At 40.8% G+C, this 23355-nt stretch carries 22 protein-coding genes; 14 read left to right on the top strand and 8 right to left on the bottom strand.

Translation table 11 applies throughout. The features are described from left to right. Positions 1-8: 8 nt before the first annotated feature. Positions 9-755: a helix-turn-helix domain-containing protein gene (locus tag PP2015_RS18010; protein WP_058031882.1), complete on the bottom strand. Its 747-nt coding sequence runs from the start codon at positions 753-755 to the stop codon at positions 9-11. Positions 756-996: 241 nt separating this feature from the next. On the opposite strand from PP2015_RS18010, the gene PP2015_RS18005 reads away from it, so the two are divergent. Both PP2015_RS18005 and PP2015_RS18000 read left to right on the top strand, forming a co-directional pair. After that, positions 997-1347 (top strand): hypothetical protein, encoded by a 351-nt coding sequence (locus PP2015_RS18005; RefSeq protein ID WP_058031880.1) that lies wholly within the window; start codon positions 997-999, stop codon positions 1345-1347. 72 nt (positions 1348-1419) lie between these two features. After that, positions 1420-2220, top strand: coding sequence for a DUF2145 domain-containing protein (locus tag PP2015_RS18000; RefSeq protein ID WP_058031879.1), 801 nt, complete (start codon positions 1420-1422; stop codon positions 2218-2220). Positions 2221-2791: 571 nt separating this feature from the next. Here the strand turns inward: PP2015_RS18000 and PP2015_RS17995 are convergent. Beyond that, a complete protein-coding gene (locus PP2015_RS17995) occupies positions 2792-3667 on the bottom strand; it encodes a DUF2971 domain-containing protein (protein WP_058031878.1) in 876 nt (291 codons plus the stop codon). A 630-nt stretch (positions 3668-4297) separates the two neighbouring features. Next, positions 4298-4828, bottom strand: a complete 531-nt coding sequence (locus PP2015_RS17985) for a TetR/AcrR family transcriptional regulator (protein WP_058031876.1) — start codon at positions 4826-4828, stop codon at positions 4298-4300. Positions 4829-4911: 83 nt separating this feature from the next. On the opposite strand from PP2015_RS17985, the gene PP2015_RS17980 reads away from it, so the two are divergent. The 8 genes from PP2015_RS17980 to PP2015_RS17955 all read left to right on the top strand — a co-directional run bounded on the left by PP2015_RS17980 (position 4912) and on the right by PP2015_RS17955 (position 12444). Then, positions 4912-5565 carry a glutathione S-transferase family protein gene (locus PP2015_RS17980; RefSeq protein WP_058031875.1) on the top strand — a complete coding sequence of 218 codons (654 nt, stop codon included), beginning with the start codon at positions 4912-4914 and terminating at the stop codon, positions 5563-5565. A gap of 1120 nt (positions 5566-6685) precedes the next feature. Continuing rightward, complete coding sequence (locus PP2015_RS17975; RefSeq protein ID WP_058031874.1) at positions 6686-6940, top strand: helix-turn-helix transcriptional regulator; 255 nt, start codon at positions 6686-6688, stop codon at positions 6938-6940. Continuing rightward, positions 6941-7474 carry a hypothetical protein gene (locus PP2015_RS17970; RefSeq protein ID WP_058031873.1) on the top strand — a complete coding sequence of 178 codons (534 nt, stop codon included), beginning with the start codon at positions 6941-6943 and terminating at the stop codon, positions 7472-7474. After that, complete coding sequence (locus PP2015_RS21940) at positions 7455-7631, top strand: hypothetical protein (RefSeq protein WP_157599110.1); 177 nt, start codon at positions 7455-7457, stop codon at positions 7629-7631. Before PP2015_RS17970 ends, PP2015_RS21940 begins: the two co-directional genes overlap by 20 nt. A gap of 318 nt (positions 7632-7949) precedes the next feature. Then, the gene (locus PP2015_RS21935) at positions 7950-8123 is read left to right on the top strand and encodes a hypothetical protein (RefSeq protein WP_157599109.1); all 174 of its coding nucleotides are present in this window, start codon (positions 7950-7952) and stop codon (positions 8121-8123) included. Between the two features lie 318 nt (positions 8124-8441). Next, positions 8442-8621 (top strand): hypothetical protein, encoded by a 180-nt coding sequence (locus PP2015_RS17965; protein ID WP_058031871.1) that lies wholly within the window; start codon positions 8442-8444, stop codon positions 8619-8621. 209 nt (positions 8622-8830) lie between these two features. After that, positions 8831-10207, top strand: a complete 1377-nt coding sequence (locus PP2015_RS17960; protein ID WP_058031868.1) for a M23 family metallopeptidase — start codon at positions 8831-8833, stop codon at positions 10205-10207. A gap of 686 nt (positions 10208-10893) precedes the next feature. Continuing rightward, positions 10894-12444, top strand: a complete 1551-nt coding sequence (locus PP2015_RS17955; RefSeq protein ID WP_058031866.1) for a Calx-beta domain-containing protein — start codon at positions 10894-10896, stop codon at positions 12442-12444. 131 nt (positions 12445-12575) lie between these two features. Here PP2015_RS17955 and PP2015_RS17950 read toward each other — a convergent pair whose 3' ends face one another. The 3 genes from PP2015_RS17950 to PP2015_RS17940 all read right to left on the bottom strand — a co-directional run bounded on the left by PP2015_RS17950 (position 12576) and on the right by PP2015_RS17940 (position 16991). Further along, a complete protein-coding gene (locus tag PP2015_RS17950; protein ID WP_058031864.1) occupies positions 12576-14999 on the bottom strand; it encodes an ABC transporter permease in 2424 nt (807 codons plus the stop codon). Next, positions 14992-15681 (bottom strand): ABC transporter ATP-binding protein, encoded by a 690-nt coding sequence (locus PP2015_RS17945; protein WP_058031862.1) that lies wholly within the window; start codon positions 15679-15681, stop codon positions 14992-14994. Before PP2015_RS17945 ends, PP2015_RS17950 begins: the two co-directional genes overlap by 8 nt. Before the next feature lie 62 nt (positions 15682-15743). Next, a complete protein-coding gene (locus PP2015_RS17940) occupies positions 15744-16991 on the bottom strand; it encodes an efflux RND transporter periplasmic adaptor subunit (protein ID WP_058031860.1) in 1248 nt (415 codons plus the stop codon). 177 nt (positions 16992-17168) lie between these two features. Between PP2015_RS17940 and PP2015_RS17935 the strand changes: the two genes are divergently transcribed. Together PP2015_RS17935 and PP2015_RS17930 are read left to right on the top strand one after the other, a co-directional pair. Beyond that, entirely contained in the window at positions 17169-18539 is a 1371-nt protein-coding gene (locus PP2015_RS17935) for a sigma-54-dependent transcriptional regulator (RefSeq protein WP_058031858.1), read from the top strand. Next, complete coding sequence (locus tag PP2015_RS17930) at positions 18472-19833, top strand: sensor histidine kinase (protein WP_157599108.1); 1362 nt, start codon at positions 18472-18474, stop codon at positions 19831-19833. The genes PP2015_RS17935 and PP2015_RS17930 overlap by 68 nt, the downstream gene beginning before the upstream one ends. 61 nt (positions 19834-19894) lie before the next feature. On the opposite strand, the gene PP2015_RS17925 is transcribed toward PP2015_RS17930, so the two are convergent. Then, positions 19895-21019 (bottom strand): Kelch repeat-containing protein, encoded by a 1125-nt coding sequence (locus tag PP2015_RS17925; RefSeq protein ID WP_227009270.1) that lies wholly within the window; start codon positions 21017-21019, stop codon positions 19895-19897. Between the two features lie 104 nt (positions 21020-21123). Here PP2015_RS17925 and PP2015_RS17920 point away from each other — a divergent pair, with 104 nt between their 5' ends. Further along, the gene (locus PP2015_RS17920) at positions 21124-21432 is read left to right on the top strand and encodes a DUF952 domain-containing protein (RefSeq protein WP_058031854.1); all 309 of its coding nucleotides are present in this window, start codon (positions 21124-21126) and stop codon (positions 21430-21432) included. Positions 21433-21491: 59 nt separating this feature from the next. Further along, positions 21492-22052 (top strand): mechanosensitive ion channel family protein, encoded by a 561-nt coding sequence (locus tag PP2015_RS17915; protein WP_058031852.1) that lies wholly within the window; start codon positions 21492-21494, stop codon positions 22050-22052. Positions 22053-22127: 75 nt separating this feature from the next. Here the strand turns inward: PP2015_RS17915 and PP2015_RS17910 are convergent, their stop codons facing one another. Continuing rightward, positions 22128-23249 carry an FAD-dependent monooxygenase gene (locus PP2015_RS17910; RefSeq protein WP_058031850.1) on the bottom strand — a complete coding sequence of 374 codons (1122 nt, stop codon included), beginning with the start codon at positions 23247-23249 and terminating at the stop codon, positions 22128-22130. Positions 23250-23355: the final 106 nt, after the last annotated feature.

Here is a 23355-nt window from a genome sequence, read left to right as displayed (position 1 = left end):
GTGTCCCTCTAATCTTTTAATTTATTGCGTCGAAACTGCTCGAATAAAGTTGGTTCCCATGCTCGCATCGCGAATAAGAGCCCCATATGTTTGCGTTTCGAAATTGGAAGCGCTGAATCTTCTTGATTTAAGATCGCCGCCTCTTTAGTCAACTGATTTAATTTTCGTTGAATAATCTCAATCGAAGAATTGGAATAACGTCCACGTAAATAAAAACGAAAGCTATCTTCTTCATCAAACTTGCTTGCCATAAAACGATGCAACACTTCTTGTTCCATAAAGCGCTCTAACGGACCGTTTTTGATCCATCTGAAATCTTGGGCAATAAGCAGTTTATAATGGTTGTTTGGCAATAGTTGTATTAGCTTTATTTTATCAAGCCTTGCAAATAAGCGAATAAGCTCAAACTTATCGATATCATATTGATCAATAATGTCATCAAACTGCCATGCATCTCGCACACAGACCGCCACGAGCAGCAACTTAGGATTATCAATAAGCTCTTGCTCTTGATCTAACGTTAACTCTGTTAGTTGGTCTTGCTGCTTCTCGGTGATGGTAAATAAATCAGACAAGCTAATCTGCAATAAATGACAGATCTCTTCTAAGCGTTGCAAGGTAAAGCTTTGCTGAGCAAAAATGCGTTTGATATTAGCCTCACTCATGTCGAGTTTTTCGGCAATGTCTTTGTAAGTTAGCTTTTGCTGTTTAAGCAGCATTTTAAGTGTATCGCTCACCTGCGAAATTTGGCTCATAGTGTTCCTTAAATTTATTACCAATGGCTTTCAAAAGCGAATAGATGACAAGAGAGTCATTACTGCCAACAACCTAGAAAATTGAAATAGCCAGTGTAAAACGCCAGATAGTTTAGGATTACTATACTTAGAGTTTCTTAAATTGCTACATCTAATAACTGAGTTTACGTAATTAATCCTCTGGTCTAACTTGTAGTCAACGCAAACAAACACAGTATGTTGGATTTTAAAGGACACCACTATGAAACGCATTTCTCAACTTTTCACATTAGGTTTAATTGCATTGACGTCATTTGTATCGAACGCAGAGTCAGCGTCTGAACATGCCAGCAAAGGCAGCCGCCACTCAGTCCTGGCTAGTGCACACAGCACTACAGCCAGCGCTCAAGTAGCCAGTGGTGTTGTCGCAGTGCCACTATTAGTTGTTGGCAGCACCGCATCAGCAAGCCAAGCCGTTGGCGAGTCACTAATAGATGCCGCATCAGGTAAACATAAAATCGATAAGCATGAACCACTCGAAATTACCGAGATCACCATTACCGTTGACCGCTCACCCGCAGAACAAATGAAGAAGTCAGATAATAAAGACTAATAAAGCTATTTAACTTAAATACCTAACAAAAGCTGTAAAGCCCCTTTACAGCTTTTAATTAAGGAGCAAATTATGCGCTACTTTAATTCTTTTTTCTTCTCATTTGTTCTGCTGCTTTCTTTAGACACCTTTGCAGGCAGCCAGCAAAACAGTGAATCTAAATTTTCAGCCGAAGAAGTCGCAAGCTTTGCCAAATCAGTCGAAAAATATGCAGCTAAACAGGGCGCGCGTGCATTTATAATTGCGCGTTTAGGTCAACCACAAAAAGACTTACCTCGTGGTTTTCAATTCACTCATACTGCTATTGCCGTTTATTCTCAGATCACGCTAGACAATGGCGACAAGGCTAAAGGCTATGCCATTTATAACCTCTATCAAAATGCCGATAACCCAGCAAAGAGTGCGTTAATGACTGACTACCCTGTCGATTTTTTCTGGGGCGTAGAGCGTCTAAAAGCCGGGGTTATTATTCCCTCGCCTGACTTGCAATACCGTTTAATTGAAGCCATCGCGTCAGGTAAAAATAAAGCACTACATAACCCAAATTACTCATTAATCGCCAACCCGTTTAACAACCAATTTCAAAACTGTACAGAGCATACGCTGAATGTGATCAATGCAGCAATATACGAAACCGACGACATGATGCGTATTAAAGCCAATACCGAAGCCTATTTCACGCCACAGCCAGTGAAAGTGAGCCGCTTTAAATTGGCATTAGGGAATTGGTTTGCCAAAGGCGTGAGCACCGACGACCATGGACGAAAGATTCAAACGACTAGCTTTACGAGTATTGGCCGATACTTAAAAGAGTTTGGCTTGATGGAAGAAGCGGTAGTTTATGAGGGTGGAGAGGTGAGTAAATTGTTTTAGTACATGCAAAATATACGTTGCGAAGCAAGGTTATTTTTGCGCAAGATGAAATGAGCATGCTTAAAAAATGCAGAGGAATTTTCTAGCTCATGGATATATAACAACATTGTTCTCTCAAGCCTTTTGTAGGTCGTCATTTATGGCGACATTTTGAGGTTAGTCTTCAATTTGACTCTTTGTCGCATTGGCGACTACAACCAAGGGGAGGCTAAGCATTTCAATTGGTTACTGAGCTGAGATTCATCCCTGAAGCTTGGGCCTATCGGCATCCATGCCTCCACTTCCTCGCGCTGCGAAACTTCGTTTCGGTCACTCGTCACCCCCACGGCGCCCTTCATCACACTAATCGTGCAAAATACACGTTGCGAAGCAAGGTTATTTTTGCGCAAGGTGAAAAAAGCAATTTTAACTGTTGTTAAAAATATCGATGAACGTACACGCCATGATGGTACGTCCATGTACAAGCATGGCTTGGCTCGCATCTATGAGAGCACATTACTCATCAATTCATTATTTTCAGGGTGTGATAAAAGGGAATTGGAGTTGTCTGTAAGAATTATGCTTACACAAACTATCTATAAGTAGCTTTAGATGATATTAAATTTACATGTTCTAATTTATTATGAAAAAGAAAGCTTTCTAAATATGCTGGTTCATTTGCTTCCGTAAACTTCGGACCTAGAACAATTTCGGCGATACAACTTGCGTCGAATGAAAAGTTCATAAATGGTATAATGGACCCCTGCGAGTGTCTAAACTCGATTTTCTCTCTGTATAATTTTCGACTACACCAAATCCTGACTTCTTTTTCTTCTGCAAAAGCTGGGTTTTTATAAGTAGCACACCATTCAAGCAAACAATCTAGCCTTCTATCATCTTTAAGGAGTGTATCGTTCAAAGATTCAAATATGTTATCGTTTTCATTTTGTACATCTTCAATAATTAGGTTGTACATAAAACGTTCTAGTTCGTTATATTGTTCTTTTTCACAGTACACAACATCATTCAAACGAAAGTTATTTGCTTTCAAAAAAGGCTTAAGCTTCGATTTAGTAAAACCAATTGCAACACCTCTTCCATTATCCGCATAAGCTCTCCATTGACTCAATTTGTCTTTCTCATAACTCAATGAAGATAGAAAGGTAATAACATTACTATCTCTATTTGAACAGATATCTAGAATTAAATCTTCAAAATAGATAGATTCATACTTCTTAATTGTCTTTGCATTTATTCCTAGGTCAGGTCGATTCAAAATACCACTAAGAATTTTTTGGATCGGCAACCTTTTTACGACCTCTATAACCCAATGATTCTCTAAATAATCATTCATCGAGTTAGCCCCTGAAGCCCATAAGGAAGACTTTCCATTTCGGCCATTAAACATATTCATCAACACTTCCACTGAAGTGTAATGATAAATAACTTCTTCATTACAACTATCCATTCCACTCCCTTTTAAAATAATTTATTCAACTTGAAGTTGATAATAAACACCTTAGACGTAAAACCACAAACGATGAATCTTAGACTTACCTGCTACATAGAAATATTAAATATCAATATCGTATTGCTCAACTACAAAGCCCACAGACAACTCCCCTACCCCTTCTATCTCGCCTGAAAATAAGCAATTGATGAGTAATGTCAGCGCATGGATGCGCTGCAAGGCTGATTTAGTCCATGGATGGACTATTCAGCCGTTTACGTTCACATCAATTGCATTATTTGAAGAAACAGCGAGATAGAGGGGCGCCATGGGGTTCCAAGGGGCGGTCGGCGGCAGCCTCCCCTTGGTTGCCGTCGCCAATGCGACAAAGAGTAAAATTGAAGGCAGCCTTTAAACCTGTCGCGCTAAAGCACGACCTACAAAATGAGCTCTTCAAAATAGTGACATGGATGCCGACAGGCAAAGGCTTCAAGGATGATTTTCTGCTCAGTATAAATTGAAATACTTACCCCTCTTTGGTTGCCTTCGCCAACATGACAAAGAGCAAAATTGAAGGCACATTTCAATTGCCTCAACTTCAGTCAAAACAGTTCATTTCACCTTACTACGCAACGTATATTTTGCACCTTACCTCTGACAGGCAACCAATAGCTTCTCCACCAAGTTTTTATCAGTCAACGACTCCGATAAGGCTACTGCACCAATCATAGTCGCAGCTTCTTTAAGCGCTTCTGCTTCTGTTAATCCTTGCGATTCTATAAATTTCACAAAACCTTTAAATACTTTTTCGTAAGTTTCTCTGACTAACGGCTCTCGCTGTCTGATGTCTGAGATCAACAAAGCTATCGGGCATTGCTGGTTATCTTTCAGGGCAGGATCTTGCCCTTGTTGTAAGTAGTTATGTTGCAAACTTGCAAAACCTTGGTCGCAACCATGCGTGATATTTTCTCTGGCTTTAAATGCTGCAACAACCAGCGCTTGATTATATAAGTCAGCCTTTGACTTAAAGTGCGCGTAAAATGCACCACGTGTCATGTTTGCTGATTTCATCACGTCATTGATCCCAACAGCATCAAAGCCCTTTTCGACAAAAAGCTTGGCAGCGCAGATCAGAATTTTCTCTTTGCTTTTAGTTTTATGCGTAACATCCCAAGGCATGGCTATTCCTTAAAAATATGATCTTGAACATATTGTCGTTGCAAATAATATCGAGTGCAACCATTCAGAAAAGGAAAGTAAAAATGAACACACTTAAGATTGTAGGTCCTGATTTTTCAACATTTGTTCGCTCGATTGAGATGATCTGTAAATTAAAGTCATTACCCTATTCGTTGCATAACCAGTGGCAAGGTGAAGATGTCACATTGGGCTCTGAAGGACTATTAAAGCTCCACCCTTATGGCAAGGTGCCGGTATTAATTGATGGTAGTTTTATCTTGCCTGAATCTAATGCCATTGCTCGTTATCTAGATACACTTACAGGCCCAAGCGTGTTTGCAAGTGACCCAAAAAAAGCTGCCTCAATCGATGCTTGGAGTAGCATGCTGTCGATTTATGGTTATCGTGATTTGATCTCTTTGTATGTTTTAACCTTAAAGTTTCCAGCAAATCAAGATGGAACACCTTGTTTAGAAGCTTTAGAAAAAGGAAAGCAAGCAGCACATTCAACATTGAAAATATTGGCAGAAAAATATAACTCGCAAAGTAAGAAAAGTAATTGGTTTTTAGGGGAGCAATTCACTTTAGTTGATGCGATCTCACTACCAATGCTGGATTACATTCATGGATTAGAGGGCGATTTGAACTTGCTTAACCAATACCCTGATCTTAAGCGGTATTATCAAGCAGCTTTTGACTACCCGCATTGCGCTGAGGTGTTGAGTTTTAATCGTTAACAAATAGACGGGGGGGAAGGTCTGCACAGTGCAATCTATTCTTAGAACCAACTGAGGCCCCTTTCCCCTTCCACCTCATCTGAAAATAATTCATGGATAAGTGACGAGTGAACGATGCGAAGCATCGCAGCGCGAGGAAGTGGAGGCATGGATGCCGACAGGCTGATGCTTCAGGGAAGAATTTCGTAGCAATTTCAAATTGAATGACTCAGCCGCCCTTTGGTTGCCGTCGCCATAAATGACGACCTACAAAACTGGCAGACTCAAAATTTGCTAAACGAAGTACACAAAACCAACAGACAGCCCCCTACCCCTTCTATATCGCCGAAATTAAACAATTGATGAGTAATGTCAGCGCATGGCGGGATTTTTGTTCCAGACAAATCCCAAGTACCTAAATCCATCTAGGCAATGCGCTGCAAGGCTGATTTAGTGTTAAATGTCGCAATAAATGACGACCCACAAAACTGTCAGACTCAAAATTTGCTAAACGAAATACACAAAACCAACAGACAACTCCTCTACCCCCTTCTATCTTGCCTTAAAGTAAGCAATTGATGAGTAATGTCAGCGCATGGATGCGCTGCAAGGCTGATTTAGTCCATGGATGGGTGACGAGTGAACGATGCGAAGCATCGCAGCGCGAGGAAGTGGAGGCATGGATGCCGACAGGCTGATGCTTCAAGGAGGAATTTCGGAGCTATTTCAAATTGAATGACTCAGCCGCCCTTTGGTTGCCGTCGCCAACGCGACAAGAAGTAAAATTGAAGGCTAATTTAAAATGTCGCCATAAATGACGAGATGCTAAAAAGTTTTGAGAGAAATGTTGATGTACATCCATGTAGCTACGCCCATCGGGTATCCATAGCCTCACCTCCTCGCGCTGCGAAACTTCGTTTCGGTCACTCGTCGCCCTTGCGCGAAAGTAACTTTGCTTCGCACACAACAGCTATTACTTCAACTTCGGCTAAAATGGCTAATTTATGGTTGCGCAAAAATAACTTTGCTTCGCAAAGTATATTTCGCACGACAATTAACAAAATATATACAAATGAATATTCTCATGGTAGCCTGTCCCCGTTTTTATCTATTAATTTGTTAAAACACGGATAGGGGTTGAATGAAGGAAATCGAAAGAAAGCGCAGTGCAGAAAGCTTTAAGCTTCATGTGCAACGTTCACTACGGCAAATGCGGCAAAGTAAAGGTATGTCACAAGCGCAATTGGCTAAAAAAATGATATCCAATGTTGATCAATCTACGATAAGTAATTGGGAGTCAGGCAAAAGTGAAATGACCATGACACAACTATTAGATGTGTTATTCATTTTCGGTGTCGACCTAGATTCTTATTTTTCGTTTTTAAGGAAAGATTAAATGGAAGCATTATCAGAATATTTAAATTACTTCACATACGCTCCATTGCCAATTTTTTTATTTGCTTTAGTTAGATGTTGGAAGAATATTGGGGCTAGATGGCTTTTAATTCTACTCGTTACTATTGAATGCATTGACCTATACAGTTACCAATACACTATCAAATGGACAACGCATTATTATGGTTGGGTGATGTTCATGAATAGTTTATTTTTACTGCCCTCACTATATAGGAACTCTTTAGCTACTTATCTTCATAATATTACAAATTTAAAGTTTTTTGAACGAGCTAAAACGCTTGAGTTTAGCCAACAAGAAGCTGCGTTAATAATATTGTTTTTGATATCCATGCTGGCTAATTTAATATCTTACAGCGAAGTTTTTTTATATAAATCATTCGTTATTGACGATATGTATTTCAAAAGTTACATCTTAGGTAAACTTCAGTTAGTATTACATATCTTTAGTTGTCTAGCGGCTTTGTCATTATCAACAAATAATAAAGGATATAATTATGAAACAGCTGAATCTTAGAGAAGTTAAAATAATAAAAGGTGGTGTTGGTGGTGGCGTTAAACAACCAGAAAACCCTCCTCGCGGTGACGAGAAAGTAGATCAATCTACCAAAGCCGATGGTAGCTACCAACCTGCAAATTTACCTGTCGAAACTAATACACCTGACGAGGGTTAAATTAGTCTTTACTAACTAATCCAAACACCTAAATAAACCCTGATTTTCAGGGTTTATTTTTATCCAATCAAAAAAATCTCAAAAGTTAAATTATCACCTTCTAAAACACTTACATTGCTTGTACCTAATATTGACTTTGCATGTAAAGCGCTACATAGTATTTAGCAGTACAATTTTCATTCATTACATATAAAAGGACATAATAATGAAACAGCTAGAATTTAATGAACTAAAAAAAGTGAAAGGAGCCAGTGGCGGTGTAGTTATCAGCCCTCCTCCCCCAACTCGTGGTGATGAAAAATAAAAAAGGATTAAATTATGCGACAACTAATACTTAGTGATTTAAGATTAATTTTTGGTGGCACAGGCCCTGCAGGTGGTACGGTAGTACCTAAAGATTCTCCTCGTGGTGAAGATAAGGTTGATCAAACTAAAAGCGCCGATGGTAGCTACCAACCAGCAACATTACCTATCGAACCTGACGAAGGTTAATATAGTCTTCACTAATTAACTCAATCACCTAAATAAACCCTGATTTTCAGGGTTTATTTTTATCAAATCAAAAAAATCTCAAAAGTTAAATTATAACCTTCTAAAACACTTACATTGCTTGTACCTAATATTGACTTTGTATGTAAAGCGCTACATAGTATTTAGCAGTACAATTTTCATTCATTACATATAAAAGGACATAACAATGAAGCAGCTAGAATTTAATGAACTAAAGAAAATTAAAGGTGGCGGTGGCGGTGTAGTTATCAGCCCTCCTCCCCCAACTCGTGGTGATGAAAAATAAAAAAGGATCTAATTATGAAACAGCTAGAGCAGTGTGATTTAAAGTTCATTGCAGGTGGAACAGCTGGAGGTGGAACTGGAGTTCCAGAACTTCCTCCACGCACAGGTGAAAAAGAAAAAAAGTTAACCAACGCCGACGGAAGCTACAAAGCATCAACTTTACCTGTCGAAACTAATACACCTGACGAAGGTTAATTTAGTCTTCACTAATTAACTCAATCACCTAAATAAACCCTGATTTTCAGGGTTTATTTGTTTTATTCCTACCAAAAAGCCCCTACACTAAATAACCCGTTCAGCTGACGTGCACCCTGCGCGATTAGAATGCCTGAGCAGACAAAAATCTAACTATAAAAATAAAATGAAAATACATTCGTTCAACAGCGATGTTTCAAGGAAGTAATATGGCTTTAAAAAGACTGTTATTGTTAAGCACATTTCTAGTTGGCTGCAATGACAACAATGAGCAAGCAAAACAACCAAATGAACCTCTTTCAGCGCAGACAGCCGCTGATACAGCTGTAGCAGACAACCACAAAGATGCTGCTAATACTGAATTACCAGCAGAGATTATCGCTGAGCCAGAGCCGCTTGAAGTTCCACCTCAAGTCACAACGTATACGTTAAAACGCGGCCAAACCATTACTCATGTTTTAAAAGAAGCCGGATTCAGTTTGTCGCAAATTTATGCGCTAGCCCGCGACATAAAGCCTCATTTTGATTTTAAGAAAATTAAATCTGGGACTCAATTCGATGTTGTCACACACATAGTCAATACGCCTGTTATGAACGCTGAAACAATGACTGATGCAGACATAAACAGCAACGACACAACAGACACTGACACAGCAAAAGAACAAAAACACCTTCGCTTTGCCACTAGCTATGGCGAATTAATTGAAGCCACATTAATTGATAACACGTGGCAGTTGTCGCCTATTTCAATAGAAGTGAGACAGCGTCGCTTCAGTAAATCGTTTGAGATCAGTCAAAGTCTTTATAAAGCCGCGAGTCAGGCAGAGATCCCCGCCAATGTGATAAACAGTGCGATTTTAGCTATGTCTCATTTTGTCGACTTTCAACGTGAGATCAGAACTGGCGATAAGATTACATTGAACTTTAGCCAATCAACGGTACAACAAGACGCGCATTTATTCGAAAAGTTTAGTGCCCCGCAAAAACTCGTTGCCATAGAGTTTGTGAACAATAAAGACGTCTACCAACTCTACCAGTTCGAAGACGCCTATTACTTTGCAGATGGGAAGCTCGCACAAAACTTTTTAATGAAAACGCCGCTCAATGGCGCACGACTCTCATCGTCTTTTGGTAAGAGAAAACACCCTGTTTTAGGCTACACTCGCCAACACAAAGGCATTGATTTCAGTGCACCAACTGGTACGCCTATTATGGCGGCAGGTAAAGGCAAAGTACTCAAGGCCAACTACAGTAAAAGCTTTGGTTATCGTGTTTTATTAGAGCATCATGGCGGCTATCGCACCCTGTATGCGCATTTAAAAGGGTTCGCAAAAGGCATTAAAAAAGGCGCGAGTGTAAAACAAGGCCAAATAATTGGTTACTTAGGTAATACCGGTATGTCTACAGCTCGTCACTTACACTATGAAGTGCATAAAAATGGCAAAGCAATTAACCCATTAACCATGAAGCAACCAAGCAATATTCAGTTGAAAGGTGAAGAGTTAGTGGCATTTAAAACGTATATTCAAGGAGTCAATCAAAGATATGCAGCCATTAGCAAAAATGAAACTCAAATTGCCGAGTAAACGTGCTGTTTAGCTTAACACCAAACACTCATAGCTTTATAGGTGCGCTAAGGTAAAACTTAATACTGGAATAATACCAATCCTCTTAATTAAGTGGTCTACTTTGAGGCAAGAAACACTTGTCGATTGCAAGGCAAAAATTTCGTTATTTAGCCGTTCTAATTAAGAAATATTTAACGTGGCTAGCGTCAGTTTTAATCCCTCAAAATGATTAAATGTTATTGCGGATTGGTATTAACCTACTTAGGGTTTACTAAATCGTTCGCACTTTCGGGAAAGTTAAACATCACAAAACGCAATAGTGTAAAAAACTCAAAACGGCTATCACAAACCACCTCAAATTGCTTGAACTCAATAAACATGACTTTATGTACCTTTCAGCCTCACATGAAATGTCACTCTTTGTACCTAATATCTTCACTTGGAAAATCAAAGCTAGATATAAATAATACACAAGTCTGATAAGCAGTATATTTTATTTCTAAATTGATGTTACTTGATATGAAGTAAATTGCTAAAAACACACAAAAAAACCACATCCAGAAGCAAATAAACAGCACCTTATCATTATTAAATGTAAAATAAATGTTTACAAACGATGGTTTTTATGGATTACTAACAGCTCAAAAATAAAACATTCTTTCAAGGATTGGCCAGAACTCATCTAATTTTTAGAGAGGTAAGCTATGTTGAAAATCCACCATTTAACTACTTTATTCATAACTTTATGCTGCTTGTTATCAGCGGAGGTTTACTCAGCACATTGTACTGGCAAACTTTATGGTATTAATGCTGGTCGAGGTGAAGTCGGTCTCATATTTGATGTGAATGAGTACAGTGGAGATACCTATATTCACTCAAAAGCGCTCTTTAGCTCCGCGGCTTTGGCTTATGCTAGTGATTTGGATCGCTTGTACTATATCAGTGCCCCTAGAGCATATGAGTATCAGCTTGATTTAAATGATGTTGAATTAAATAGCACAGAACTTAAATCTTTGCCGATTTCAGCAAGTCGACACAAGTACACACGGGTTGCTTATGTTGATATGACAACCAAAAACCATATTTCGCTCGCCAAAAGTAAACCTATGTACCGCCTAGCTTATAACCAAAATACAGGCCTGCTGATCGGCTCATATTTTAATAAGCTGTACAGTATTGACCCAAACTCTGGCGCAACAACATTGCTTGGCACACTCTCTGGTTACTCGGAAGACAGTGAGATGTGGCGAGGCGATTTGGCTTTTTATCAAGACCAGCTGTTTTTAATCACTAACTCGGCTATTTTTACTGTTAACTTGGAAACATTAAATTTAAGTAAACTAACCGACCATGCAATTACGACTTTAACAGGAGCAGTGTTTAATGGTGAAGGTGCTTTAATAGTCAGCCGTGATAAAACGAATGATTATGGAAGCTTAAATAAAACCGATCTTTATCAAGTTCATCCTTTGACTGGGGAGGCCTGTAAAATGACAACGCTCCCAGCACAACTAAATGATCTAGCGATAGATAATTCGAATAATATAGGTTGTCCAGAAACTCCGCTCTGCCAACCCCTCACATTGCCCGAAATATCACTATCTGCTATTACTGCTTCAGTTAATGAAGGAGGCACATTAGAGTTTGATATAATTCTTAGTCGGCCAATCGGGCAAGACGTGAAAGTTGATGTTTCAACAACCCCTATTACTTCGCCTAATAATGATTACACCTACCCTGACCAAACTATTACCATTGCTGCCGGTGAAACTCATCATCGGATACAGATCCCCACCATTGATAACTCAGTATACGAAGGAAACAAGCAATTTAATGTACATGTATCTGCTACTGACAATGCCTCAGGAAGCTCACAGCAAACAGCAACCATTATAGAAAATGACCCTAATACCGCTGAACAGTTACAAAATGCGGCGAAAAATGGTCAAGTAAATTGGGAAGGGTCTGATGGATGCTGTCATGGCCAACGCATTAGAGGCATCAAAGGGTATTTTCCAAATGCACCAGCTGGCACCGTAGTTAACTTTTATATCAGTAGCCAAAAAATAGCAACGAAAACACTGTCTGGCAGCTTTGCTTATGCAGGAGACAGTCAAAGTACTTGGTGGATGAACAATGGTACGGTGGCATGGGCAACGTTGACTTATAACGGTGTGACGGTGAATGTTCACATCGGTCATAAATCTCAAATACACAATCATCACAATGTAAATTGCGCAAACGGTTGTTGGTAATGTAACTCAAGTACTCTCCCACAATAGTGCAAACGCAAAATGGCTTCATTATAGAAGCCATTTTTTTGCTGAGAGATAAAGCCAGTTATCACTATCTGGCTTTATCAAAGTTTAATATATCTTGATATACCCTATTCATACCGTAATGCTGTAATTGGTCGCTCTTTCGCTGCAATTGCTGATAGCGAGCCAACCGTTACCCACGCAATCACAAAGGCCAAAGTCGTTGCAACTGCAAATGGCAATATTGATAAATCAATACGATACACAAAGCTATTTAACCATTCTTGCATAATGAAGTAGGCAGCAGGCCATGCAATGATGTTGGCAATCAACACCTGCTTTGAGAACTCTTTATTAATTAAGATAACAATATCTAGCACAGATGCGCCTAGCACCTTACGAATACCAATCTCTTTGGTACGACGTTGTGTGGTAAAGGATGCCAGGCCAAATAATCCTAAGCATGCAATGAAAATAGCCAGTAAAGAGAACAGGTTGAATACAATGAATTCTCTATCTTCTTGCTGATACATCTGGTTGAATCTATCGTCTAAGTAATCCAATGCGATCGGCTGCTCAGGTACAAATTTACTCCATGTTTGCTCAATGTAGTCGCGTACTTGCGCCGTGTCGCCTGTGTACTTAATCGACATGTTGTAACCGTTGTTATGGTTAAGTAAGTGATAGGTTGGCGCCACTTCTGTTTTTAAAGACGAGAAATAATAATCTTCTGTTACACCTACAATGGTCGCTGTGCCTTCAGAAGTGCGAGTAAATAACACTTTAAACTGCTTACCTACTGCTTCTTCAGGGGTATAACCCAATGTTTTAGCGGCTACGCTATTAATGACCACACTAAACTCTGGGTTTGGATTTTCTTCTGAAGGTCGAGAAATCACATCTGCAGTGAAGTCACGGCTGAACCCTCGGCCACTAAGCAACTTAATGTTGTAAGACGAGAAATAGTCTTCATCGACTGACAGCACAGGCATAAGCTGCATTTCGTTTGTTGCTGGGTGAATTAAGCCCATAGCATCTGTTAAAGCTCCCGTCGGAAAACGTGATGTTTTGGTTACGCTACTAATATTTGGGTTCGCCAATAGTTGCGTTTTAATGGCATCGCGCTGTGGGCTGGCTTCAGTGGTATATAAACCACGTAGTACAAAGGTATTCGACTTGTCATAACCTAGGTCAATGTTACGCGCATAGCTTAACTGCAAGCTTGCAACCACGGTCGCCACAATCAAGATAATTGCCACACTGAACTGAAAAACTACAAGACCTTTACGCAGTAACGCCCCAGCTTTACCTTGCGTCACTTCACCTTTCAGCACCTTAGCGGGTTTAAAGGCGCTTAAATAAAACGCTGGATACGCACCTGAAATCAACCCGACACATAAACCCAGAGATAATAAAATAGCTAATGTACCTAAATCAAAGTAGGTAAATGCCAGCTCTTTGCCAATAAAGTCAGCGAAAATAGGCAAGGTCGCCTCAACCAGTGCAATGGCGATGAATAAAGCAATGTAGCAAAGCATAATAGCTTCAACCATAAACTGAGTAATTAAGCTGTGTTTCTTCGCACCTAGGGTTTTACGTACCCCAACTTCTTTTGCGCGTTTAGTCGCCGTTGCGGTAGACAGGTTCATAAAGTTCACACACGCAATCAGTAGAATAAGCGCGGCAATAATACTGAATGAATAGACGATATTGATGTCGCCATTTTCTTTCATTTCACCATAGAAGTGAGAGTTGAGATAAATATCAGTGATGTTAATCAGCGTATAATTCAGCGCATCACTCACCCCTTCGCCAACATGGTTTTCTAAGAAATCAGGAAAGCCAGCTTCAAGGGCTTTGATATCTGTATTCGGCGCAAGCTGAAAATAAGTCAGATAGTTAAAGCTTGGGTTTTGATCCCAATTTGGGTTTTGTAAAAACTCAGGGGCAGTACCCATACTAATTAGCGCTGAAATATCTAAATGAGTACGTGTTGGTAAGTCTTTAATTACCCCTGTGACTTTTAAACTAATGCGATTAGCTAACATTAGGGTTTCGCCCATCACATTAGTGCTTGAGAAGTAACGCTGTGCCGCAGATTCTGTCAGCACCACAGAATTTGGAGCAGCAAGGGCTGTTTGTGCATCGCCTTGTAACATTTCTAAAGAGAAAAACTCAATCGCATTGGCATCGGCTAGATTAATGCCATCATAACTAAAATGTGTATTACCAAACCCTAAAGTGGCACCAATTTCACGTAGTCGCGTTGCTTCTTGGATCTCATCAAAGTTTGCCGAAAAACGTTCAGCGTTATATACCGAGCCTTGTGCAAAATGTTGTGCTGGCGAGCCTGGCACTGTCATTTTTAAAGACGTACGGTAGATGTTTTCATGGTTATTAATGTGTTTATCGTAACCCAACTCAGACTCAACAAAGATTGCCATGCTGATGCAAATCGCCAAGCCTATGGCTAAGCCCAAAATATTAATGCCTGAGTAAAGTTTTTGTTTTAACAGATTGCGATAGGCAATGGTCAAATAGTTATTAAGCACAACGCACCTCCTGCATATTTTGTGACACGATATGACCGTCTAATACATTGATCACGCGGTGTGCGTAATTGGCATGGTGATCTGAGTGAGTAACCATCACAATGGTTACACCTTCACGATTTAATTGCGCAAGTAACTTCATGACCTCTTCACCGTTTTTGGAATCTAGGTTACCTGTTGGCTCATCGGCCAAGAGCATTTTTGGCTCTGCGACAATGGCACGCCCTACTGCGACCCTTTGCTGCTGACCGCCTGAGAGCTGCTGTGGGTAATGATCTTTGCGGTGCGCAATGTCGACCTTTTCTAAAATCGCCAATACGCGCTGCTCACGCTCTTTTTTCGCTATGCCTTGGTAAACCAATGGCAGTTCAACATTTTCAAAAACGGTTAGCTCATCAATTAAGTTAAAGCTTTGGAAGATAAAGCCAATGTTGTCTTTGCGAATGTCGGCCAGCTTATTTTCGGTAAAGCCACTAATGTTTTTGCCATCAAAAATGTATTCACCTTGGTCGATGTGATCGAGCATGCCGACGATATTCAGTAGCGTTGATTTACCCGAGCCAGACTGACCCATAATGGCCACAAACTCACCTCTCTCTACGTGCAGCGAGACGCTATCAAGCGCATGTGTTTCGACTGATTCTGTGCGGAATATTTTGCTAATGTTAGTTAAGTTGATCATCTGTTTAGTCCTAATTCTTTTTAATTTTTAAATCTTTCTAATTGTTAATTGGTGACGCACGTTTACTGCGTCAGCTTTAAAGTCTGCATGTTGATAAAAGTGCTATAGCTTGAGGTGATAACTCTGTCGCCCTCATTTAATCCCTCTAACACTTCAATGAATTTGTTATTGCGCTGGCCTAAGCGAACTTGTTTACGAACAGCAACATCACTACCTTGCTCGATTACAAACACCCACTTACCAGCTGTATCAAGGAAGAAGCCGCCATTTGGGATCATCTTGGCTGGTTTTGCATCGGCAAGTAGCAGTTCCATTTGTAACGTTTGGCCGCGACGAATACGCTCAGGTAAGGCATCGTTAAAGGTTAAATCAACTTCAAAACGACCATTACTTACCTCGGCATACACTTTTGCAAGTGTCAGTGTGTAATCTTGACCTTGATGGGTGATTTTTGCGGTTTGCCCAGCAAATACACGGCCCAGATAAAATTCATCAATTAACGCACTGACCTTGTACTCACCGACAATATCAACCTGACCTAAACGTGAACCTCGCGACTTCGATTCTCCCAGCTCAGCATTGAATGCGGTTAGCTGGCCGTCAATCGGCGCTTTGATCACTAGGTTTTCAAGGTTCTTACGGGCGAAACTTAAGTTCTTATTAAGCTGTGCAACACTGTCTTCAAGTTGGGCAATTTGTGCAGTACGAATAAGCTCATCTTGCTCTTGCTGTTCAATTACCAGCGTGCGGCGATCTTTTAAGTACTGTGTGCGGTCAATCACGGCTTTTAATTCGTCTTGCGATACTAGGTTGTTCGCCACCAGCTTTTTATGCTGAGCTAGTTTGCGCTCACTCTGTTTAATTTCAAAATCCAGCTCTAATAAGTTGCGCTTTAGATTTAAACGGTTTTGGTCGATGGCTAAACGAGTATTGTGTAGGTTATTTAACTGCTCAGAAATTTGTGCTTCACGAGAGATAACATCTAGCTGCAAACCAGTATTGCTTAAGGCTAAAATCTTATCGCCTTTTTTAACCATAGCGCCTTCCTCTACAAAGCGCTGCTCTACACGGCCGCCCTCAATGGCGTCTAAATACACTGATTTACTCGGGGTAATATTGCCGCGCAGTGGGATCATATCGGTGAATTCACCACGAGTGACTGTACTGACCTTAATTTTGTCCATTTCTAGGTTGTAATGACTGCCACTACTATTCGCGGTATTGCTTATTAAAAAATACGCGATGGCAATTGCTGGCGCTGCCAACCACCCTGCTTTAAATGTGCGTTTTTTGCTGATCACTTTATCCATTTCTAACATCCTAATCGTTTAGATTTGTTAGATATAAGACAATTACTATGCCAGAAACAAAAACCAATATAAAACAATCAGTTACCATTTTAAGTGCGATTTAACACAGATAAAAGTGTAAAACTTTAAAACACTTGGTGTACGATATCGTACACTTTGAAAGTAAGGAAATGCGCCATGGCTGTAATTGATAAGTCGATTTTGGTGGTTGATGACAACGCCGAGATCTTAATTGCCACTAAGATGTTATTAAAACAACACTACAAACGTGTTGTCACACTAGATAACCCACACAACATCAGTGACGCCATGGAGAAAGAGTCTTTTTCTCTTATCTTACTCGATATGAATTTCACCCGGGAATCAACCTCAGGGGCTGAAGGCTTTTACTGGTTAAAACAAATCAAAGCCATCGACGAAGACGCCGTTGTGGTGCTATTTACCGCTTTTGGCGATATGTCGATGGCAGTGGATGCCATCAAACAAGGGGCCAGTGATTTTGTGCTCAAGCCTTGGCAAAACGAAAAGCTACTGGCAACCGTTGCGAACTGTATTGACTTGAGCGCACAGCGCCAAAAAAGCAAAAAGCTGAACCAAATCGCGGCGCTGTCTTTGGCAGATCAAAATCGTCCATTTGAGAACCTCATTGCCAAAAGCCCTGCCATGGAGCAAGTGTTCACAACCCTCGAAAAAGCCGCAAAGACCGATGCCAATGTACTGATTTTAGGTGAAAGTGGCACAGGAAAAGAAGTTATCGCCCGAGAATTTCATAAACAATCATTGCGTGCTAACGATACCTTTTTATCGGTTGATATGGGTACCATTGCCAGCTCGTTATTTGAAAGTGAGCTATTTGGCCATGCCAAAGGCGCATTCACCGATGCCAAAGAAAACAAGCAAGGTCGCTTTGAGTTGGCCGACACCGGCACTCTCTTTTTAGATGAAATCGGGAATATTCCACTCGAATTACAAGGCAAGCTATTAACTGCTATTCAAAACCGCGTGATCACCCCTGTTGGCGGTAGCAAAGAAATTTCGGTCGATATTCGTTTGATCACCGCGACCAACATGAATTTATACGACATGGTGCGTGAAGGCTCGTTCAGACAAGACTTGTTGTATCGCATCAATACCGTCGAGATCACACTGCCGGCACTACGCGATAGACCGCAAGATATTCCATTGCTGATAGAGTTTTATGCCGATCTTTACTCCAAAAAATACAAACTAGGCCATAAAACGGTGAGTGATAAGACCATGGCGCAGTTACTTGCCTATGATTGGCCGGGCAATATTCGTGAGCTACAGCACTTAGTTGAGCGCTCAGTGATTTTATCAGACGGTGAACAACTGCAATTTCAGCTCATGCCTAGCCAAGAGACGCAAAGCGCTGCTGCGCAGCTCGACACCTATGACCTTGCTGACATTGAACAAATGACCATAGAGCGCGCCATTGCTGATTTTAAAGGCAACATTAGCCATGCAGCTAAAGCACTCGGTATCACCCGTGCGTCGTTATATCGCAAAATGGAGAAGTACGGTGTTTAATAAAAACAGCGCAGCGGTGTTGGGTTACTTTGTTTCGGCAGTCGGTTTTGCCTGTATTGGGCTTTATGGTGTTGCATTCAGCCATGCCACTTTGCTCAGCATTTTGGCTTTCTTTGGCTCAGCTCTATTTGCAGCCCTGACACTCAAGCTTTTTGCCAAACAGCAACAGCAATTCAACGAAGTCATCAATGCACTGAAATATCAAGACAGTAGTTTTCGCCTCAGTGAAACCCACACCCTAGGTGCAAAAGAGCAAAAAATCTGCAATGACCTGATCAAAAAAGTACAAGACGATAAATTCAAGCAAGCAGAACAAGTCGCTATTTTTGAGACCATGCTACAACACATTGATGCAGGGGTGATCCTCATCAAGAATCAGCAAGACGTAGTTGTGTGTAACAATACCGCTAAGCAAAGCCTAGACATTCGAACGTTTAGCGATGCGAAAGAACTCCTAAGCGCAAAGTCTATTCTTGAACAAACCAAACAAGGTGCCAGTGTCGAAGACGACATGCTATTTAAATATTTCGCCTTTAATTACCATAATAGTCGCTATGAGCTTTGGCTGTTTACAGCCATTTCTGAGCAAATAGAAAGTACGCAAATGGATTCATGGCAAAAGCTTATTCGCGTATTAATTCATGAAATTGGTAACTCTGTCGCTCCTATTTATTCGCTCTCAAACACCCTGGCGACCATCACAGAGCAGCAGCTTGCAAACCAAGTAGATGATCAAGATTTAGTCGACGATTACCTGCAAAGCCTGAACGCCATTGGCATTCGCAGTCAGTCTTTGCTTGGGTTTATTGAAGATTATCGTAAGCTCACACATATTCCTCATTTAGAGCTACAACCACTCTCTGTGCAAAGCCTATTTGATGATTTGCAGCCGCTCGTTAAACCACAGTTTGATGAGGCCAATATCGCTTTAACACTTTCGATTGAGCCCGAAAACTTAACTGTCTCAGGCGATAAAAAGATGCTTGAGCAAGTGCTAGTTAACCTAATCACCAATGCGCTAGATGCCTTAATGATAAGTCAAAAAAATGAGAAAGCAGTGAATATCACTGCGAGCATTAACCGCTATGGAAAATGCGAAATCACCATACAGGATAACGGCGATGGCATAGAAGAGAGTGCACTTGAGAAGATCTTCGTGCCTTTTTTTACCACTAAATCTAAGGGCTCAGGCATAGGCTTAGCCCTTAGTCAGCAAATTATTCATCGCCATAAAGGACGTATAAAAGTGGCCTCTGAGGTAGGTGAAGGGGCTAAGTTTACTCTGGTTTTATAATTGCTTCTAAGAAGAGCCTGAATTAAAAGCGTTAGAAGACTCTAACGCTTTCTACTTTTAATCAGTCTTGTGTTGGATGATAAATCAAAGTGCTTGATAGAGTTTCTTGCGGACCAATTTTAGCGGCACCACCGAGCACATATACTTCTCCGTTTAGGCTCACTTTACCGTGACCATGACGCGGGGTCGGTAAGGGCTCAAGCTCCTGCCACTCGTCAATGTTAGGGTCATACAAAAACACTGAGTTAAACACTTTGCCATCTTGCCAATTGCCGGTGTTCGAAAAAGCTTCGCCGCCTGAGACGATAATCTTGCCATCAATCACGGCAGCAGCAAGGCCAGCCGCGGCAATCGGTAAAGGAGCGCGAGTTTGCCAAGTTTCAGTTTGGGTATCGTATACTTCAACAGTGTTTAAGTTCTGTCGATTTTCACCGCCAGTCCGTCCGCCAATCACATAGATGTCATTACCGATCACTGCACCTGCGGCCGAAGCGCGGGCTGTCGGTGCGGGTTTGGCTTTTCGCCAATACGCGTTATTCACCAACACATAGTGGGCGTTGGTGTCGATGTTTTGCGTCTCACCACGTTTTCGCGTTTTCCCGCCAATCACATGAATATTTTTACCGACGTTTGCATAAACAGACTCGGCCATAGGAATAGGTAAAGAAGACGCACTCATCCAGCGACTTTTTCTACTATCTAGGCGATACACCGCCCGCTGCGGCTGCCACGCATCCTCTTTAGGACCAGTAAAACCACCGATGGCATATACATAATGAATATTGCTCGTCATCCCCAAATGATGTCGAGATTCAGGTAAGTCAGGCGCTTTTTCCCAAAACTGCTCTGCGGGATTTAGGATGAATACCTTTCGTGTCGGTCCTAAACCATAAAAACTGTCAGAATCTGTCGTGGTAAAGCCACCACCGATGAACACTCGGTCCATAAACACGGCAGGATACACTTCTTGAAAAGTAATCGGTAAGTCTGGCGCAGGCTTCCACTGTGAAGGCGTAGGCGAGTCAGCCGCTAATGACTTTGCGCCTACTAGCATGCAAGTTAACAGAACTAATTTGTTTAAAAGCCTCACTAAAACTCCTTCGTCTCTGATCTGTTCATACATGATTATCACAAACATAACCGTCAATGTATTGATTTGGGTCCAACAACCAAATAAGTCATACATAATTCTTTCATCTGAATGATTATAGAGCGAAATTTAGAAAACAGATCTCAATGAATGCAAACTCTAAGGTACAATCTCGCCCAATACAGAATGAGGAACTTTTAATGCAAGATGCTATTTACTTAATTTTGCCGACAGAGCAGGTGGCAGTAACTCTTGGTAAAGCTTTTTACAGCACGCCTTCAATTGAAACTGAGGGCTTTATTCATGCATGCTCGGAGACACAAATTAATTACGTGTTGGCGCGCTTTTATAAAGACCAAGGTCCTCTATCGTTGTTGAAAGTTGACCCAAACCTCATCAAACCTGAAGTTAAGTACGAAGGGGCTACTAATAACCCTGAGCTTGGGCTTTTTCCACATATTTATGGTCAGCTCAATACTGATGCGATTGTTGAAGTCACTGAGATTTAAGTTGTACAGTAGTAGTGTGTTTACCTACCACATATTTTTAAGACAAGTTTAGGAATAACATGAAAACCTTAACGATCGTGCTCATTATTTTGGGCTTTTTTCTTTCACTAAAATTTATCGACTCTTTGATCCATCGTTATGGCAATAAAAAAGGCGTCAGTATTTTTCGTATCAAATACATCAGTAAAACCATTTATATCGTTGCGTTGCTGTTCATTATTCCGCTAATAGTGAGTATTTCGGGGCTAGCCTACTCGCAAGTGGCGTTATTTATGTCGTCAGTGTTTGCTGTATTAGGTGTGGCACTTTTTGCCCAGTGGTCGATTTTAAGTAATATCACAGCCAGCTTAATCATTTTCTTCGGCTTTCCATACCGTGTTGGTGACAGAATTAAAGTCATGGACAAAGACGACGATATTTCAGGCGTTATTGAAGAGATTTCGCTGTTTCATGTTCTTATTCGCCGTGAAGATGAGCTGATCACCTATCCGAATACACTTATTCTGCAAAAGGGGGTGATTAAAAACCCAAAGAAAGTAGAGTCAAAAGAGCCTGCTAGCTCAGAGCAAAAGCTTGAAGCTAAAGAAGCGGTTGAGCCTAAAAACACTTCACCTCTTTAATAACACGAAAACCCCTGTGGATATCTACATAGGGGTTTGTAACCAATAATCTAATTTCTAGATTATTTAAAGCTATTACTGCCAATCTGTAAGTAGCTTTCGCCAACCCACAACATTAGCTGGGCCTTTCAATCGAATAATACTATTGCGAATAAATCGACCGATTGGCGAACGTCCTAACCCTGCTAGCTTAATGATTTTATTAGATTCAGATACCGTCCAAGCGATTCGCTCCGCCCTTGCTGTTTTATAGGCCTCTAGTGCTTTATCTACAGGCTTATTACTTAAGTTATCTGCAAGACAGTTTATATCTTCTAAAGACATGCCTGCACCTTGCTGTAGGCTCGGCGGGCAACCATGCAGCGCATCCCCAACTAAAACCACGCGATCAAATACTGACTCTGTTTGCCCTACACTCTTAAGTTGCCCAAGCACTATATGCTGTTTTTCGGTTAAGCCTTTTACACATTGTGCAACGGGCACATCATATTCTGAGAAGATATCTTGCAGTGCTTTATCACTCGATAATGCAGCATACTGACCTTGCTCATCCATAATTTGACCATAACAATACACCTCGCTGTCACTGATTGGGTAAATCATAAATGCAGAGTCATTTCCCACATAGTAAGTCGGCTGTATATTGGCTTTAGGCTTTTTAGTAATAAAACGCCAGTTAGTGACTTGATGAGTCAGCAATGATGTATTTGATTGAACCATACCTCTTGTGGCTGAGTTAATTCCATCAGCCGCAACGACAAGGTCATACGTTTTACAAGCACCTGTATTGAAAGTCACCGACACTTCTTTATTTTCTTGACTTAGTTCTGTTGGCCAAGTGTTTAACTGCACATCAGCAGCCATGCCGTCTCTTAAAACAGACATCAGCGCATCGCGCTTCAAAGCGACAAAAGGCGCTTTATTTAAAGGCGCTTCATGTAGTGAAGCAGAAGCTAAGGTCTTGCCCGATGACAGCGCATATTCTATGTGATCAACTTGAAAAGCAAGCTGTTTAACCTGCTCGGCTAAATCTAATTGCTCTAGCGCAAGCATGGCGTTGGCAGGTAAACAAATCGCGGCGCCCTCAGAAGCTAACTCTGATGACTTTTCAATAATATCAATCTCATGACCGAGTGGCTTTAAGCGACGATACAGAGCACACCCTGCAATACCCGCTCCAACAACTAATATGCGCATTAGATTATTCTTATAACATGTAAATTTAAGCGCAATATAGCATTAGATTAGCCTGAAAAGTCATCTTATCTGTTAAGCTTTAGGTCTTTACTTAAAGTGTTAGATG

This window comes from Pseudoalteromonas phenolica, from assembly GCF_001444405.1.
GTDB lineage: Bacteria > Pseudomonadota > Gammaproteobacteria > Enterobacterales > Alteromonadaceae > Pseudoalteromonas > Pseudoalteromonas phenolica.
Note: the sequence above shows the minus strand (reverse complement) of the source record. Positions and strands in the feature narration are given on the sequence as shown.